We start from the raw sequence: 14,885 nt of genomic DNA on the forward strand, positions 1-14,885 counted from the left end.
GATGAGTTCGCCCGGCCCGTTCGGTCGTCCCTGGCGGAACCCGAACACGCAGGAGGCACCGATGTGGATCATCGCCGGGCACGTGACCGTCGACGAGGACCGTCGCGACGAGTACCTCGCAGCCCACCATGACCTCGTCGAACGGGCACGTCGCGCACCCGGCTGCCTCGACGTGGCGATCACGCCCGATCCGGTCGTGGCCGGCCGCATCTACAACTACGAGCGGTGGGAGACCTGGGAGGCGATCGAGGTGTGGCGGACGGTGGCTCACGCCCCGGACACCGGGATCACGATGCGCGACGTCGAGGTGACGGCGTACGAGGTGGCCCGCAGCACGCCACCGTTCTAGTCGCGCTGGGCGATCAGGTACCCCTGTGGCTGCTCGTCCCACTCCCCCGCGGGCCGGTCGGCCCGGAACACGGTCCGGAACCCGGCGTCGGTCACACGGCGCTCCACCTCCTCCTGCGAGTACCAGTAGATGTCGAACTCCACTCCGATCCGGCGACCACCTCGTCGTCGCGAGTCGTCGCCCTGCTTGTAGCCCACGACGAGGTAGCCGCCCGGCCGCACGACGCGGGTGATCTCTGCGAACGCCCGCGGGCGGTCGGACGGTGCCAGGTACATCAGCGAGTACCAGCCCAGGACGCCGTCCAGCGACGCATCCGCGAACGGGAGCCCCCGCACGTCGGCGACCGTGAACGGCACGTCGGGATGGTCCCGGCTCGCGGCACGGACCATCTCCGGCGAGAGGTCGACGCCGTGTGGCTCCAACCCGCGCGCGACCAGGTACGGGACGATCGCACCCGGCCCGCACCCGACGTCCGCGACCGAGCGGCCGACGCCGCGCACCAGCGTGCAGAACAGGTCGACGACGGCCTGCTCGACGGGCAGTTGCGCGTAGATCTCCGGGAGCTTCTCCGCGTAGAACTCGGCAATCGTGTCGTGCGCCCGGCGCAGCTCGTCGGTCGATCCGTCCACGCCGCGCACGCTAGTGCCGCATCGCGAAACGTTCGGCACCGGTCTCGGAGGCCCAGGCGCCCGCAAGCGGCGTTGCCGCCCTTGCGAAGACGCCCGGTATGAGCTGCAGGCGGCGCCTTGCCTGCGAACGCCTGGATCCGCCGATTCCGGCACCAACGTTGCGCGACACGGCACTAGACCGGACCACCGACAACCTTAGGATCGTCCGGTGCCGGGCCGGGAGCTGACCGAGCGCCAGCGGGAGCTGCTGGACGAGTGGCTGCCCGGCGCGGTGACGACGAAGGACCACAGCTGGGGACTGCTCGCCGGCACCACCGTGCTGGAACTGCTCCACGACGGCGAGCGCCACATCGTCAAGGCCGCCGCTGCCGGGGACAAGCACATCGCTCGCGAGGTGCGGGCCCACCGGCACTGGCTCACACCGTGGACGTCGCAGGATCGGGCCCCGTCGCTCGTGCACGCCGACGTCGGGGCCGGGCTCCTGGTCACCCGCCACCTCCCCGGCGACCTGATGCTCGGCCACCCGGACGAGTTCTCGCCGGAGCTGCACCGCCAGGCGGGCGCGCTGCTGGCCGCGTTCCACGGCCAGTACTCCGTCGAGGATGCGGAGTACGAGGCCCGGGCGAAGTCCAGGATCCTCTCTGCGATGGACGACCGTCCACACCGGATCGCTCCGGACACCGAGGCACGGGTGCGCGCCGAGATCGAAGCCTGGCCGACGCCCGTCGTGACCCTGGTTCCGACGCACGGCGACTGGCACCCACGGAACTGGCTTGTGGACAACGGCGAGGTGAAGGTGATCGACTTCGGCCGCGTGGAGCTGCGACCGGCCGAGACGGACCTCGTCCGCCTTGCGGCGCAGCAGTACCGGACCGTGCCTGCGCTGTGGGCCGCGTTCCTGGCCGGGTACGGCTCCGACCCGCGGACGTCCGGGGCGTGGCGCCGCAGGCGTCTGTACGAGGCGGTCGCGACGGCGACGTGGGCGCGCCTGGTCGACGACGAGCCGTTCGAGCGCCAGGGCCACAGGATGATCGCGGACGTGCTGGCGGAAGGGTAGGAAGAAGCGATGCGACGCGTGGTCTGCCGGGAGTTCGCCGAACCGCCGCGGCTCGAGGTGGTCGAAGAACCGGCACCGGATCCAGGGCCGGGCGAGGTGCTGGTCGAGGTGGACTCGGTCGCGGTCGCGTTCGTCGACGGGCTGATCGCCTCCGGGCGCTACCAGATGAAGCCGCCGCTGCCGTTCACGCCGGGCTCCGGCGTGGCCGGACGGGTCGTCGCGGTTGGCGACGGCGTCACGGAGCCGACCGTCGGAACCACCGTGACGGCGTTGCTGGCCAACGCGTTCGGCGGGTTCGCCTCGCACGTCGTCGTCCCCGCGGAGGCGACCGCGACGGTCCCGGACGGCGTCGACCCGGACATCGCGGCGAGCACGCTGGAGAACTACGGGACGCTCCTGTTCGCCGTCACCGAGCGGGTCACGATCACACCGGGCGAGTGGGTCGTCGTGCTCGGCGCGGGCGGTGGGATCGGCCTGGCCGCGATCGACGTGGCGCGGTCGCTCGGCGGCCGCGTCCTCGCCGTCGCGTCCACGGAGGACAAACGGGCCGCGGCCGTCGCCGCCGGAGCGGAGTCCGCGGTGGACTACGAGAACCTCAAGGACACGATCCGCTCGATCACCGGCGGTGGGGCCGACGTCGTGCTCGACCCGGTCGGCGGCCCGACGGCCGAGGCGGCGCTGCGGGCTCTCGGAGCCGGCGGGCGGTTCTGCGTCATCGGGTTCACTTCCGGCGAGATCCCGCGGCTGCCGGCGAACATCGTGCTGCTGCGCAACCGGACCGTCGTCGGTGTCGACTGGGGCGACTGGGCGCGGGCCGACAACGCGGGCGCCACAGCACTGGCCCGCGACGTGCTCGGCCGGATCGGGCGCGGCGAGCTGCACCCACCGGTGCCGCAGGTGATGGCACTGGACCAGGCGTCCGAGGCACTGGAACGCCTCGCCGGCCGGAACGTGACCGGGAAGATCGTCCTACGCCCCTGACGCGCGGTGTCGGGCCACCGAACGCCAGGTGGAGCGTGCGGTGCGCCGGCAGCCCGGCGCCGTCCACGCGGCGGGACACGTCGTCGTGGTGACCGACCTGGGTGACGGGCGGCGGAGTGAGCGAGCCGTCCCAACCGTCCACCCGGTACGCCGCGACGTACGACGTGGCGTGCGCGTAGGTGTAGCGCACGGCGCCCGGTGATCCGCGGAACGCGCGCGGAACCGGACAACGCGCGCGCCGGGACGCGTGCGCTCCCCGGATCACAGCGCGCTCCCCGGATCACAGCGCGCTCCCCGGATCACAGCGCGCTCCCCGGATCACAGCGCGCTCCCCGGATCACAGCGCGCTCCCCGGATCACAGCGCGCTCCCCGGATCACAGCGCGCTCCCCGGATCACAGCGCGCTCCCCGGATCACAGCGCGTTCCGCGGATCAGCGCGCGTTCGGCCGGGCCCGGCGTCGGCGCGACACCAGCAGGCCGGCCGCCCGGCGCGACGGCCGGATCATCCGTCTTGTGGATCGCCGGTAATGAGCGATCGCACAGCGTCGATGAGGCGGGCATGACGACCTCGCCGACGCAGTGGATGCCCGCCGCTCCCCAGCAGCCCGACCCCGCGGCCAACGGCCGCGCCACGGCCGGGTTCTGCCTCGCCGTCGTCGGTCTGCTCCTCGGCTTCGTCCCGGTGTTCGGCTTCCTGGTCACCGTGCCCGCCCTGCTGCTGTCCCGCGCGGGGCGGAAGGCGTTCCTGCGGGGCACGGCCCCGACCCCCGGCCTGAGCAGGTCCGGGACGATCCTGGCGTGGATCGGCACCGTGATCTGCGCCGTGATGACCGTCGTGGTGATCGCCGGATCCGGGCAGGCGCAGCCCGTCCAGCCGGCCGCGGCACCGGCCCCGCCGCCCGCCCCGGTGCTGATCAGCGTCCCGAACGTCGTGGGCATGTCCGACCTTCAGGCGCGCGACACGCTGCGCACGGCCGGCTTCACGAACGTCGTGCTCGGCCCGTCGACCGGCTCACAGCCGGGCGTCGCCGCGGGCACGGTCACCACCCAGCTGCCGAACGTCGCGGCCCTCGCCTCGGCCGGCGACCCGATCACGCTCGGGGAGGCGGCCGCTCCGCCCGCCCCCGTCGTCGTCCCGCAGGCCGCTCCGACCACGGAGGCCGCGCCGCCGACGACGCAGGCGGCGCGCCCGTTCGTCGCAGCCCCGGACACCCACGTCGACCGCCCGTACGTCCCGGCACCTCGGGCTGCCTCCGAGCCGGCGGCCGGGGGCGGCTCCGCCTACTACAAGAACTGCGCCGCGGCCCGCGCCGCCGGTGCCGCGCCGCTGCACACCGGAGACCCCGGCTACCGCGCCGGCCTCGACCGCGACGGCGACGGCATCGCCTGCGAATGAGCGACGGTGCCGGGCCGGACCCGGCCGGCAGCGCGTGATCCGGGAGAACGCGCGCGGATCCGGAGAGCGCGTGCGTCCGGGCGCGTGCGATCTCCGGATCACAGCGCGTTCCGCGGATCAGCGGGCGTCCGGAGGGGTCGGCGGGGTCGGCGCGGGCCCCGACTGGAGAGGACGGGCGGACACCCCGACGACGCCGCGGCGCACCGCCGTCGTCGACCATCCGTATCCCTGGAACCAGGACCGCACGGCCTCGATCGTCCGCCCGCTCCCCTCACCGGGCGCGGTGCCGCCGTAGAGCACGTGCAGCACGCCGACGGGTGCGAGGGCACGGCGCAGCACGGCCAGCTCCGGGCCGGGGTCGCGCGTCCAGAACAGGTTGACGTTCAGCGTGAACGCCACGTCCACCGGCGGGACGTCCAGGTCGGCCAGCTCGCCGCGACGGACGTCGAGCCTGCCGGACGCGACGTGCTCGGTGTTGCGTTCGATGGTCAACGCGACGGCGGTCTCCGAACGGTCGGCCGCGATCATCCACCCGCTGCCGGTCAGCGCCGGGCAGATCAGCGACGCCGCCGCACCGGGACCGCAGCCGATCTCCAGCACGCGGGTGTCCGGGCCGGCCGCGACCACGTCCACGGCGCCGCGCACGCGGTCCGGCACGACCCTGCCCGCCATCGGCCCTCCCGAGATCGTGGCTGCCCCGGACGGGGTCGTGCCATCATCGGGTACGTGACCGACAGGGTGCCCGCAGGCGAGATGCGTGTCTCGGACCTCGCCCGCCAGGAGATGGCAGAGCGCCTGCGCCGCGCACACGAGGAGGGTCTGATCGACCTCTCCGAGTTCGACGAGCGCGTCGGCGTCGTGTGGGGAGCCCGGACCCGCGACGAGCTCCGGAGCGTCACGGCGGACCTGCCGAAGCCCCGCCGTCAGCGCAACCACGGGATCGTGTTCGCGGACTCCGCCGGCGGCGTCGCGATGAAGGTGCTGACCACGATCTGGGCCTGCGTCGTGGCCGTCGCGCTCACGTCGTGGGGGATCATGACGCTCACCGGGCTGACCGACGACCCGTGGTGGCTCTGGGTCGCCGGCCCGCCCGGCGTGGTGCTGCTCGTGCTCTACGTGGCGGGCGCCGGACGCCCGCCACGCCGAGGCTGACTCACTTCTGCGCCTTCTCCTGCTCGTACTTCTTCGTCATGTGGTCGACGGCGTCGAGCTGGGTCTGGGCGTGCGCCTCACGGGTGTCCGACGCGCGGTCACGCGCCGCGAGCGTCGAGGCCGCCTGCCCCTGGAACTCCGGCAGCACGTACTGCGCGATGAGCTCCCACGACCGCTTCGTCGCCTCCGGGTTGGCCCACTCGTGGCCGAGCAGCAGCATCGTGCCGAAGCCCCCCGACTGGTCGACGAGCTTCTGGACCTGCTCCTTCGCGTCCTCGACCGTGCCGATCGCACCGATGCCGGCGTCCCGGATGAAGTCGATCATCTCCTTGACGTTCGACCCGTCCACGGCCATCTGCGGGAACGCCGCGACCTTCTTGAAGTAGTTGAACCAGTGCTCGATGCCGTACTCGACGTCGCGGTAGGCCTGCTCCTTGGTCTCCGCGATGTGCATCAGGCCGACCAGGCGCCAGGACCTCCGGTCCGGCTCCGGCTGCCCGTAGTGCTGCGCACGCTCCTGGACGACGCTCCAGTGGTGGGCCAGCGCGTCGAACCCGTCCTGGGTGAGCGTCGCGCCGATGGACAGCAGGCCGGTGCCGAACTGCCCGGCCAGTCGCGGGCCGGTCGGCGACGCGACGGCCGCCACGGCCAGCTCGAAGCACGGGTCGGTGTACGGGCGGAGCTGCAGCTGCGCGTCGATCAGCTTGTGCGTCCTCGTCTCGGCCGAGACGACCTCACCGCGCAGCAGTCGCGTGATGATGTCCAGGTTCTCGCCGAGCAGCTCGCGCGTGTCGGTCGGGTTCAGCCCGATCATCGACGAGTCGGTGGGCAGCGAACCCGGGCCGAGACCGAGCATCGACCGGCCGCGGGTGAGGTGGTCGAGCATCACCATCCGGTCGGCCACCCACAGCGGGTTGTGGTACGACACCGAGGTCACGCCGGTGCCGAGCTTGATGTTCTTGGTCCGCTCCGCCGCGGCGGCGATGAAGATCTCCGGCGACGCGATGATCTCGCTACCCGCCGAGTGGTGCTCTCCGATCCAGGCCTCGTCGATGCCGAGGGCATCGAGATGCTGGACGAGCTCCAGGTCCCGCTGCAGCGCAAGGGTGGGGTTCTGGCCGGGCTTGTGGAACGGCGCCAGGAAGGTGCCGAAACGCAGTCTGCTCAAGATCGCTCCTCGTCGAGTGGCTCGAGAACGTCGATACCCAGCTGAGTGGTCCCGCGCAAGGGGTTGGACCCACGTTGCAGAACGGTTCTGGCCCGGATGAACGCAGGGTGTACTCCGATCGCCGGGGCCGGACGCGATTGAGATAGGTTCCCGGATCATGGGACACCGGGAAGAGCTGCTCGAAGGGGCGGCGCAGTGCCTGTACGACAAGGGGTTCGGCCGCACCACCGCGCGTGACGTGGTCGCCGCCTCCGGCACGAACCTGGCGTCCATCGGCTACCACTTCGGTTCGAAGGACGCGCTGCTCACCGAGGCACTGCTGGCTGCGACGACGGCGTGGGGCGAGGAGCTCGACCACGCGCTGACCGCGACCGACACGTCCGCGGACCCGCAGGAGCATCTCGAGGAGACGTGGAGCCGGGTGGTCGGGCTGTTCTCCACCCAGCGACGGCTGTGGGCCACGCACGTCGAGGCGCTGGCGCAGGCCGAGCGGCTACCCGAGCTGCGGTCGTCGCTCGTCGAGGCGCAGCGCGAGGTGCGCGAGGGCCTGGCGCTGACGTTCCACACGCTGCCCGACGACCCGGAGGCCGCCGACCGTCGCGCGCACGTGCTCGGCGTCGTCTACCAGGCGCTGCTCACCGGTGTGATGGTGCAGTGGCTGCTCGACCCGGAGTCCGCGCCGAGCGGAGCGGACATCGCGGAGGGCCTGCGCGCGATCGCCGACCGCCAGGCCGCGTTCGCCTAACGGACGTCGAGCCGTCCCAGCTCGGTCCCGGACTCACCGAGGCGCACGTCCGCAGGCGTGGTGGCGACGAAGCGCATCGTGACGGTCCCGCCGGCGGTCACGTACCGGACCTGGTCGATCCCGGACACCACGACCCGCTCGGCCGTGTCGCTGCCGACGACCAGCTCCACCGTCCCGCCGCGGGGCACCATCACGACCGGCGCCGCCTGGTCGGCACCGGACCGGTGGTCGAGCCGGACCCGGGTCACGCCGTCCGCGCTCGCGGCGGGCGCGACCGTCGGCGCCTGCGGCGTGGCTCCGGAGGGCAGCGCGGCACAGGCGGGTGCCGCACCGAGGACGACGGCGGACACGCAGAACGCGAGTGCCCGTCGCACCATCCCCGCCTCCTGACCTGTGGTGGCCGTCGCACCGGGGGCACCGGCCGGATTACCCCGTATGGGGAATCATGACGGCCATGCACGCCGAGTCCCCGAGCAGCCCCGCCGAACCGTCCGAGCGGCAGGCCGACCGGCACCCGGTGGCGCCCGTCCCGGCCCGCCTGTTCACCGACGACGGGCAGGAGGCCCGCTGGCGTGCCCGGTTCTCCGCGGTGCGGATGTCGCGGCCGAACTGGGCCCGCGACGCACCGGAGCGCAACGTCTATGTCTCCAACGCCAGCGGCACGTCGGAGATCCACGTCTGGGACCGCGCGACGGACGAGTTCCGGCAGGTCACCGAACGACGCAGCGGCACCCACGCCGCCGACCTGCCCCCGGACGGGGACACCGTCTGGTGGTTCGCCGACACCGACGGCGACGAGTTCGGGCACTGGGTCAGCGAGCCGTTCGACGGCGGCGCGGCGCCGGTTCCGGCCGTCCCCGGCGTCGGCGACGGATACCCGGCCGGTCTCGACATCGGCCGCCGGTTCGTCGCGGTCGGCACGTCCACCGACGACGGCACCACGATCCAGCTGCACGACCGCACGTCCGACGAGCCCGCCCGGGTCGTCTACCGGCACGGCGAGGACGCCGGGGTGGGCGCGCTCAGCGAGGACGAGACGCTGCTGGCGATCCACCACTCCGAGCACGGCGACTCCCGCCACCCGTCGCTGCGGGTGCTCGCGACCGCCGACGGCTCGGTCGTCGGCGAGCTCTCCGACGGCCCCGGCAAGGGGCTCGCGCCGCTGGCGTTCTCGCCGGTCTCGGGCGACCAGCGGCTGCTGGTGTGTCACGAGCGACGCGGTCGCGAGGAGCTGCTCGTCTGGGACCCGGTGTCCGACACCGAGACCGAGCTGGCGATCGACCTGCCCGGCGAGCTGGTCGCCGACTTCTACCCGGACGGGTCCGCCCTGCTCGTCGCGCACGTGCACGCCGCGCGGACCCGGCTGTTCCGCTACGACCTGACCACCGGCGCGCTCGACGAGCTCCCGGCGGCGCCCGGCTGCGTCGGCTCGGCCGAGGTCCGGCCGGACGGGTCGGTGGAGTACACGGCGTCGTCGGCCGCGTCGCCGTCGACGATCCGCACGCTCGGCCCGGACGGCGTCGACCGCGTGCTCGTCGCCCCGCCCGGCGAGCGACCGCCGGGTTCCGAGCCGGTGCGCGACGTGCACGCCGACGGCCCGGGCGGGCCGGTGCACGCGCTGGTCACCGCACCCGCTGGGACGGGGCCGGGCGCGCCGGCCGTGTTCGTGCTGCACGGCGGCCCGCACGCGGCCGACGAGGACCGGTTCGACCCGGGTCGCGCGACGTGGGTCGAGGCCGGGTTCGTCGTCGTCGAGGTCAACTACCGGGGTTCGACGGGCTACGGCTCGGCCTGGCGGGACGCGATCGAGGGGCGTCCGGGGCTGACCGAGCTGGCCGACGTCGCCGCCGTGCAGGACGCGCTGATCGCCGACGGGACCGTGGCCGCGGACCGCTGCGTCGTCAACGGATGGTCCTGGGGCGGATATCTCGCCCTGCTGGCCGTCGGCACGCAGCCGTCGCGGTGGGCGGCGGCGGTCGCGGGCGTCCCCGTCGCCGACTACGTCGCGGCGTTCTCCGACGAGATGGAGCAGCTGCGCGCGTTCGACAAGGCGCTGTTCGGCGGGTCACCGGACGAGCTGCCGGACCTGTACCGGGAGGCCTCGCCGCTGACCTATGTGGACAAGGTGACGGTGCCGGTGCTCGTGCTCGCCGGCGAGAACGACCCGCGCTGCCCGATCCGTCAGATCGACAACTACCTCGACGCGCTCGCCGCCCGCGGTGACCTGCACTACGAGGTCAGCCGCTTCGACGCGGGCCACGGCTCGCTCGTGGTGAGCGACCAGCTGAACCTGGTGGCCACCGAGGTCGACTTCGCGCGGCGGGCGCTCGGCGCGGGCTGAGACCCGCGCGACCGCGGCTGCTCACCCGGCGAGCGCCGGAACCAGCGGCAGCACGACGAACGCGAGCACGTTGCTCAGGACGTTCAGGGTCACGTGCGCCGCGACGCCCGGCCACACCGACCCGCTGCGGCGGCGCAGCTCTCCGGCCACGAGACCGACGACGACGGCGACCAGAACGGTGCTCGGGGCCACGTGCACCACGGCGAAGACAGCCGTGCTGCCGACGACGCCGACGACGGCCCCGTAGCGCAGCAACGCGGTGGTCAGCACACCGCGGAACAGTAGTTCCTCCCCGATCGGGGTCAGGACGCCCAGGAACAGGATGGACAGCACGACGGTCGCGACCCCCGTCGTGGCCGAGGGCTGCCACACCTGCTGCGCGTTGCCAGCGTCGCCGCTGAGCGCGACGTAGGCCGAGATCAGCGGGAACTTGCAGGCGAACGCCAGCAGCCCGCCCGCGACGCCGGTCAGCACCCAGCGTCCGCTGGTACGGCGCACCCCGAACGCCGCCCACGACCGGATCCGCACCACGGCGGCGACAGCGAACCCGCCACCGGCGGCGACGGCCGACAGCGCGGTGAGGAGCAACCCGAAGGCCTCCGCACCGACGGTCGCCGACGTGGCCACCAGCACCGACCCGATGGTGATCACGCCGAGCACGGCGAACCCGACCGCGATCTCGGTCCAGCCGGGCCGGGGTCGCGCCCGTCCCTGCAGCATCGGTGTGGCGGTGGCCGGTCGAGCGTCGTCGGCGGGTGCTGGGGGCATCGGAACTCTCCCGGAGGGTCGTCGTGGGTGGGCCGGGTCGAGCCTCGGTCGCGTTCCGGACGTCCGGGTCCGCCGTCCGTCACGCCGCTCCCGTGACAGATCTCAGGGGTCCGTCGCCGCGGACCGTGCTGCAGTCGTCGTCGTGATCGATGTGAACAGCACCGGACGACGGCCGGACCGGTACGCGCTGCACCGCGGGCGGCACCTGCTCGGGACCGTGACGCTGGGGGCGCGGACGTCCGGAGGTGCGGTCGAGGTGGACGGTGTCGCCTACGAGGTCCGTGCCGGTACCGCCCGCGGCGCCTACGACCTGGTGGCCGCCGACGGGTCCGTGGCGGCCGCGGCGGAACGGGTGCACCGCAGGACCTGGTCGCTGCGGACCGCGGACGGCACCCGGTGGTTCCGACGCGACCGGCTCGGCGGCGCGGAGTCGCTCACCGGCGCCGACGGCCGCGCGCTCGGTCGCGTCACCCGCTCCCGCCTGCGGGGCGCAGCGGTCGACCTGCCCGGGCTGGACCTCCCGGTACAGGCGTTCGCCCTCACCCTGGTGCTGATGCGCCGTCGGCGGCGCAGGCGGGTCGCCACCAGGACCACGGCGGTCTCGGTGATCGGCCGGTGACGAGCGGCCGGTCTAGAGTGGCCGCCGTGCCGCTGTGGGAGCCCGGTGACTTCTCGGCCAGCCGGTGGCCGCAATGGGAGTCCTGGAAGGACGCCTCCCCGACCGGCCGTGGCGTCACCCGGGACCGGGTGGTCCGCCTGGCCGTGACCGGCGTCGCCCTGGCCGGACTGGCGCCACGCATGGTCGAGAGCGCCTCCGGGGATCGCGACCCGGTCGTCGTCGCCGTCCTGCTCGCCGCGGGCGTCGGCTACGGGGCGGGCTGCGTGTTGGCCGCCTGGTCCGGACCGTTTCGCCCGCACCGTGAGCGGGCGCTGCTCGTCGCCGCGCTGGTCGTGCTCGCGGTCCTGCCTGCGCTGGTACTGGGGTCCCCCTCCCATCTCACCGACAGCACGTTCGCCATCGCCGCCGCGTTCATGCTGTTGCCGCTGCGGTACTCGGCGGCGATCGGGGCCGCGCTGGTTTCCTGGCAGGTCGGCTGGATGTGGGTGACCGGTCGCTTCGACCCGGTCGCCGTGGCGACACTGGTCGGGGTCGGCACGATCCTGTGCACGGTGTTCGCACTGCTGTTCACGATCGGCCACCTGCGGGCCGCCCGCGAGCAGGTGCGCCGCATGGCCGTGTCCGGTGAACGGGAGCGCGTCGCGAGGGACCTGCACGACGTGCTCGGGCACAGTCTCTCGACGATGACGGTCAAGGCCGGCCTGGCGCGCCGGCTGCTCGAGTCGGCGGGCGACGTACCGGCGGCCGTCGACGAGATCCGTGCGGTCGAGGACCTGTCCCGGCAGGCGCTGTCCGACATCCGGGCCACGGTCTCGGACTACCGCACCGTCACGCTGGCCACCGAGATCGCCGGGGCGCGGGTGGCGCTGACGGCCTCCGGCATCCGAGCGGATCTGCCGGTGGCCGTCGACGACATCGACGCCGGGCTGAGGGTGGTGTTCGGCTACGTCGTGCGCGAGGCGGTCACCAACGTCATCCGGCACTCCGGGGCCACGAACTGCACCGTCCGGCTCGACCACGACCGGGTGACGATCACCGACGACGGCGGCGGTGACGGCGCCGCGGAGCCGGGGCGAGGGAACGGCCTGTCCGGCCTGGCCGAACGCCTCGCCGCGGTCTCGGGCACCGTGGAGCACGGGCGGCTGCCCGGAGGAGGGTTCCGGGTGACCGCGCACGTGCCGTCACCACCGACGGCGGGGCTGCGCCGCGGCGCAGCGGACTCCGAGCCCGTCCCGTGATCCGGGTCCTGATCGCCGACGACCAGGCGCTCGTGCGCGGCGCCATGGCCTCGCTGCTGCGGCTGGAGCGCGACATCACGGTGGTCGCCGAGGTGGGATCGGGGACCGAGGTGGTGGAGGCCGCCGAGCGGACCGCACCCGAGGTCGCGCTGCTCGACGTGCAGATGCCCGGATCCGACGGCCTCACCGTGGCCGCCGAGCTGCATCGACGGCTGCCGGCCTGCCGTGTGGTCATCTGCACCACGTTCGCCAGGCCCGGCTACCTGGCGCGGGCGATGGCCGCGGGCGCGGCCGGGTTCGTCGTCAAGGACTCCCCGCCGGAAGCCCTCGTGGACGCCGTCCGCCGGGTGCACGGAGGGCTCCGCGTGGTCGACCCTGCGCTGGCCGCCGAGTCCCTGACGACCGGCTCCAACCCGCTCACCGAGCGTGAACGCGACGTGCTGCGCGCGGCCGCCGACGGCGGAACGGTCGTCGACATCGCCCGCTCGGTGCACCTGTCGCAGGGAACCGTGCGCAACCATCTGTCGGCGGCGATGGCCAAGACCGGTGCGCGGACCAGGGCGGAGGCGAGCAGGCTGGCCGAGGAGAACGGCTGGCTGTGAGCGGGTGCCGGTGTCGGGCGCCCGGAGCGGGACGTCCGGAACCCGGTCACGGACCGGGCTCGGGCCCGACCGGGTTCCCGCCGGTCGCCAGCACCGCCCGCACGCGGCCGGCGCGCTCGTCGTCCCACTCGACGTCCGGGTCGTCCTCCAGCGCGGCCAGGACGAGATCGGCGACGCCGAGCGCGGCGAGCGTCCACTCGGCGTCGGGCCCGCCCACCCCGGCCGTGATCCGACGGTCGGCGAGCTCGGGCTGGGCGAGCGACTTCACGACCATCCCGCGCATGAGCGCGTTCGCCAGGTGCGCGAGCGCGTCCCAGCCCGCGTCCCGGCGGGCGGGGCGCATCGCGAGCAGACGGCCGACGGCCTCGTGGTTGCGCGAGATCCGGCTGGTCAGCGTGCGCTCGGACCCGGCCAGCGCCTCGCCCACCCGGTCCCGCAGCTCGCCGCCCGGCATCCCGATGAACGTGACGGTCAGCGCGAGGTAGGTCCGCCACTGCCGGGAGCCGACGATGTGCCGGAAGTCCTGCTCGGCCGTCTCCCGGACGATCTCGGCGAGTGTCCGGCGCCTGCCCTCCGGCGTGCCCAGGTCGTCGAACCGCTCGTCGAGGACGCGCCGGATCGTCATACCTGCCTGCGACGATCCGGTGTCGGCGATCGGTGCCTGGCCGCGGGAGAGCTCGAGCAGCAGGTCGCCGAGGAACTCGCCCTTCGACGGCCACTTCCGGTAGACCGCGCTGCGCGAGACGCCCGCCTCACGGATCACGTCCTCGAGGCGGATGTGGTCCAGGCTGACCGTCAGGCCCGCCTCCGCGACGGCGTCGGCGGCCGTCTCGAGCATCCGCCGCTCCGTCTCGGCGTCGGACATCCTGCGACGACGGGGCCTGCCGGGACCGTCGGCGAACAGGCCGCCCGCGTTGGTCGGGGACGAACCCCGAGGAACACCAGGGTCCGCGTCGCCGCATCCGTGTTGCATCGCGCGCCTTCTAACAGACATAGTGTTTCAAGTTTCAGACATCGTGTCTGAACGTCCCCATCATAGGAGAACGACATGTCCACGACTATCGAGACCCGTCGCTCCGCCGCGACGACCACGCTGTGGGCGGGGCTGGGCGCCAGCCTGGTGAGCGCCGCCGCGGTGCTGGTCGACCAGGCGACCGTCGGGTCGATCCACGCACGGCTCGCCGAGGTCTACGCCGGCTACGACGTCCCGTGGCAGGACTCCGAGTCGTTCCTGGTCACGTGGCTGCTGGCGGTGGGCCTGCTCGGCACCGTCGGCTGGCTCGCGACGCTGCGGGGTGCGACAAGGGGACGGCGCTGGACCGCCCCGACGGCGACGGTCCTGTTCCTGCTCGGGCTCGGCGCCGCGGGGTTCGACATGGTCGCCGCCGAGTACGGCCGCACGCTGTTCCCGACCTGGATCACGGCGCTGGGCCTGCTGCCGGTCGTGGTCGGCGCCGTCGCGACGGTGTTGCTGTGGCGGGAGCGACGCTAGGACAGCAGCCCCAGCACCTGCTCCGGCGGGCGTCCGAGAGCGGCGCGGCCGCCGTCGCACACGATCGGGCGCTCGACCAGGACCGGGTTCGCGGCCAGCGCGTCGAGCAGGGTGTCCCGGTCGGCGCCCTTCAGACCCAGCTCGCGGAACCGGGCCTCGCCGGTGCGAGTGATCGCCAGCGGGTCGTCCGTGCCGAGCGCGGCGAGCACGGCCTCCAGCTCGGCACGGGTCGGCGGGTCGTCCAGGTAGCGACGCACGGTCGGCTCGACCCCGTTCGACTGCAGCAGCGCGAGCGTCGCGCGGCTCTTCGAGCAGCGCGGGTTGTGCCAGATCTCCACCCGGGCAGC

Annotated in this window: 18 protein-coding genes; 11 read left to right on the top strand and 7 right to left on the bottom strand. The window is 73.5% G+C overall.

Annotated elements, in window-relative coordinates:
- Positions 1 to 61 precede the first annotated feature (61 nt).
- Positions 62 to 349, top strand: coding sequence for a putative quinol monooxygenase (locus EV378_RS14865; protein WP_132425414.1), 288 nt, complete (start codon positions 62 to 64; stop codon positions 347 to 349).
- Here EV378_RS14865 and EV378_RS14870 read toward each other — a convergent pair.
- Positions 346 to 978, bottom strand: coding sequence for a class I SAM-dependent methyltransferase (locus EV378_RS14870; RefSeq protein ID WP_132425417.1), 633 nt, complete (start codon positions 976 to 978; stop codon positions 346 to 348). The genes EV378_RS14865 and EV378_RS14870 overlap by 4 nt on opposite strands.
- Positions 979 to 1,186: 208 nt before the next feature.
- Between EV378_RS14870 and EV378_RS14875 the strand changes: the two genes are divergently transcribed.
- The 3 genes from EV378_RS14875 to EV378_RS14885 all read left to right on the top strand — a co-directional run bounded on the left by EV378_RS14875 (position 1,187) and on the right by EV378_RS14885 (position 4,413).
- Positions 1,187 to 2,035: a phosphotransferase gene (locus EV378_RS14875; RefSeq protein WP_243653463.1), complete on the top strand. Its 849-nt coding sequence runs from the start codon at positions 1,187 to 1,189 to the stop codon at positions 2,033 to 2,035.
- A gap of 9 nt (positions 2,036 to 2,044) precedes the next feature.
- Complete coding sequence (locus EV378_RS14880) at positions 2,045 to 3,016, top strand: NADPH:quinone oxidoreductase family protein (protein WP_132425420.1); 972 nt, start codon at positions 2,045 to 2,047, stop codon at positions 3,014 to 3,016.
- A 560-nt stretch (positions 3,017 to 3,576) separates the two neighbouring features.
- On the top strand, positions 3,577 to 4,413 hold the full coding sequence (locus EV378_RS14885; RefSeq protein ID WP_132425423.1) for an excalibur calcium-binding domain-containing protein: 837 nt from the start codon (positions 3,577 to 3,579) through the stop codon (positions 4,411 to 4,413).
- Between the two features lie 117 nt (positions 4,414 to 4,530).
- On the opposite strand, the gene EV378_RS14890 is transcribed toward EV378_RS14885, so the two are convergent.
- Complete coding sequence (locus EV378_RS14890; protein ID WP_132425426.1) at positions 4,531 to 5,085, bottom strand: class I SAM-dependent methyltransferase; 555 nt, start codon at positions 5,083 to 5,085, stop codon at positions 4,531 to 4,533.
- A 54-nt stretch (positions 5,086 to 5,139) separates the two neighbouring features.
- Between EV378_RS14890 and EV378_RS14895 the strand changes: the two genes are divergently transcribed.
- Positions 5,140 to 5,565, top strand: coding sequence for a DUF1707 SHOCT-like domain-containing protein (locus EV378_RS14895; protein ID WP_132425429.1), 426 nt, complete (start codon positions 5,140 to 5,142; stop codon positions 5,563 to 5,565).
- A gap of 1 nt (position 5,566) precedes the next feature.
- Here the strand turns inward: EV378_RS14895 and EV378_RS14900 are convergent, their stop codons facing one another.
- Positions 5,567 to 6,733 (bottom strand): LLM class flavin-dependent oxidoreductase, encoded by a 1,167-nt coding sequence (locus EV378_RS14900; protein WP_132425432.1) that lies wholly within the window; start codon positions 6,731 to 6,733, stop codon positions 5,567 to 5,569.
- A gap of 157 nt (positions 6,734 to 6,890) precedes the next feature.
- Between EV378_RS14900 and EV378_RS14905 the strand changes: the two genes are divergently transcribed.
- Positions 6,891 to 7,478: a TetR/AcrR family transcriptional regulator gene (locus tag EV378_RS14905; protein ID WP_132425435.1), complete on the top strand. Its 588-nt coding sequence runs from the start codon at positions 6,891 to 6,893 to the stop codon at positions 7,476 to 7,478.
- On the opposite strand, the gene EV378_RS14910 is transcribed toward EV378_RS14905, so the two are convergent.
- The gene (locus EV378_RS14910; RefSeq protein WP_132425438.1) at positions 7,475 to 7,855 is read right to left on the bottom strand and encodes a hypothetical protein; all 381 of its coding nucleotides are present in this window, start codon (positions 7,853 to 7,855) and stop codon (positions 7,475 to 7,477) included. The genes EV378_RS14905 and EV378_RS14910 overlap by 4 nt on opposite strands.
- Before the next feature lie 77 nt (positions 7,856 to 7,932).
- On the opposite strand from EV378_RS14910, the gene EV378_RS14915 reads away from it, so the two are divergent.
- Complete coding sequence (locus EV378_RS14915; RefSeq protein WP_132425441.1) at positions 7,933 to 9,819, top strand: prolyl oligopeptidase family serine peptidase; 1,887 nt, start codon at positions 7,933 to 7,935, stop codon at positions 9,817 to 9,819.
- A gap of 21 nt (positions 9,820 to 9,840) precedes the next feature.
- Here the strand turns inward: EV378_RS14915 and EV378_RS14920 are convergent, their stop codons facing one another.
- Positions 9,841 to 10,587, bottom strand: coding sequence for a CPBP family intramembrane glutamic endopeptidase (locus tag EV378_RS14920; RefSeq protein WP_132425445.1), 747 nt, complete (start codon positions 10,585 to 10,587; stop codon positions 9,841 to 9,843).
- A 142-nt stretch (positions 10,588 to 10,729) separates the two neighbouring features.
- Here EV378_RS14920 and EV378_RS14925 point away from each other — a divergent pair, with 142 nt between their 5' ends.
- Genes EV378_RS14925 through EV378_RS14935 form a run of 3 tightly spaced genes read left to right on the top strand, consistent with a single transcriptional unit; the run spans position 10,730 to position 13,046 of the window.
- On the top strand, positions 10,730 to 11,206 hold the full coding sequence (locus EV378_RS14925) for a hypothetical protein (RefSeq protein WP_132425448.1): 477 nt from the start codon (positions 10,730 to 10,732) through the stop codon (positions 11,204 to 11,206).
- Between the two features lie 26 nt (positions 11,207 to 11,232).
- Positions 11,233 to 12,444 (top strand): sensor histidine kinase, encoded by a 1,212-nt coding sequence (locus EV378_RS14930; RefSeq protein ID WP_243653464.1) that lies wholly within the window; start codon positions 11,233 to 11,235, stop codon positions 12,442 to 12,444.
- Positions 12,441 to 13,046, top strand: a complete 606-nt coding sequence (locus tag EV378_RS14935) for a response regulator transcription factor (RefSeq protein ID WP_132425451.1) — start codon at positions 12,441 to 12,443, stop codon at positions 13,044 to 13,046. Before EV378_RS14930 ends, EV378_RS14935 begins: the two co-directional genes overlap by 4 nt.
- 46 nt (positions 13,047 to 13,092) lie before the next feature.
- Here the strand turns inward: EV378_RS14935 and EV378_RS14940 are convergent, their stop codons facing one another.
- Positions 13,093 to 13,911 carry a TetR/AcrR family transcriptional regulator gene (locus EV378_RS14940; RefSeq protein WP_165922294.1) on the bottom strand — a complete coding sequence of 273 codons (819 nt, stop codon included), beginning with the start codon at positions 13,909 to 13,911 and terminating at the stop codon, positions 13,093 to 13,095.
- A gap of 183 nt (positions 13,912 to 14,094) precedes the next feature.
- Between EV378_RS14940 and EV378_RS14945 the strand changes: the two genes are divergently transcribed.
- Positions 14,095 to 14,538, top strand: a complete 444-nt coding sequence (locus EV378_RS14945; RefSeq protein ID WP_132425457.1) for a hypothetical protein — start codon at positions 14,095 to 14,097, stop codon at positions 14,536 to 14,538.
- Here EV378_RS14945 and arsC read toward each other — a convergent pair.
- Positions 14,535 to 14,876 carry an arsenate reductase (glutaredoxin) gene (gene arsC, locus EV378_RS14950; protein WP_132425460.1) on the bottom strand — a complete coding sequence of 114 codons (342 nt, stop codon included), beginning with the start codon at positions 14,874 to 14,876 and terminating at the stop codon, positions 14,535 to 14,537. The genes EV378_RS14945 and arsC overlap by 4 nt on opposite strands.
- Positions 14,877 to 14,885 lie beyond the last annotated feature (9 nt).

This window comes from Pseudonocardia endophytica, from assembly GCF_004339565.1.
GTDB lineage: Bacteria > Actinomycetota > Actinomycetes > Mycobacteriales > Pseudonocardiaceae > Pseudonocardia > Pseudonocardia endophytica.

What these genes read in the sequence shown, in the direction of transcription:
- EV378_RS14865 (WP_132425414.1), top strand. Translation starts at nt 62, where the DNA reads ATGTGGATCATCGCCGGGCACGTGACCGTCGACGAGGACCGTCGCGAC.
- EV378_RS14880 (WP_132425420.1), top strand. Translation starts at nt 2,045, where the DNA reads ATGCGACGCGTGGTCTGCCGGGAGTTCGCCGAACCGCCGCGGCTCGAG.
- EV378_RS14885 (WP_132425423.1), top strand. Translation starts at nt 3,577, where the DNA reads ATGACGACCTCGCCGACGCAGTGGATGCCCGCCGCTCCCCAGCAGCCC.
- EV378_RS14890 (WP_132425426.1), bottom strand. Translation starts at nt 5,085, where the DNA reads ATGGCGGGCAGGGTCGTGCCGGACCGCGTGCGCGGCGCCGTGGACGTG.
- EV378_RS14905 (WP_132425435.1), top strand. Translation starts at nt 6,891, where the DNA reads ATGGGACACCGGGAAGAGCTGCTCGAAGGGGCGGCGCAGTGCCTGTAC.
- EV378_RS14910 (WP_132425438.1), bottom strand. Translation starts at nt 7,855, where the DNA reads ATGGTGCGACGGGCACTCGCGTTCTGCGTGTCCGCCGTCGTCCTCGGT.
- EV378_RS14915 (WP_132425441.1), top strand. Translation starts at nt 7,933, where the DNA reads ATGCACGCCGAGTCCCCGAGCAGCCCCGCCGAACCGTCCGAGCGGCAG.
- EV378_RS14920 (WP_132425445.1), bottom strand. Translation starts at nt 10,587, where the DNA reads ATGCCCCCAGCACCCGCCGACGACGCTCGACCGGCCACCGCCACACCG.
- EV378_RS14940 (WP_165922294.1), bottom strand. Translation starts at nt 13,911, where the DNA reads ATGTCCGACGCCGAGACGGAGCGGCGGATGCTCGAGACGGCCGCCGAC.
- EV378_RS14945 (WP_132425457.1), top strand. Translation starts at nt 14,095, where the DNA reads ATGTCCACGACTATCGAGACCCGTCGCTCCGCCGCGACGACCACGCTG.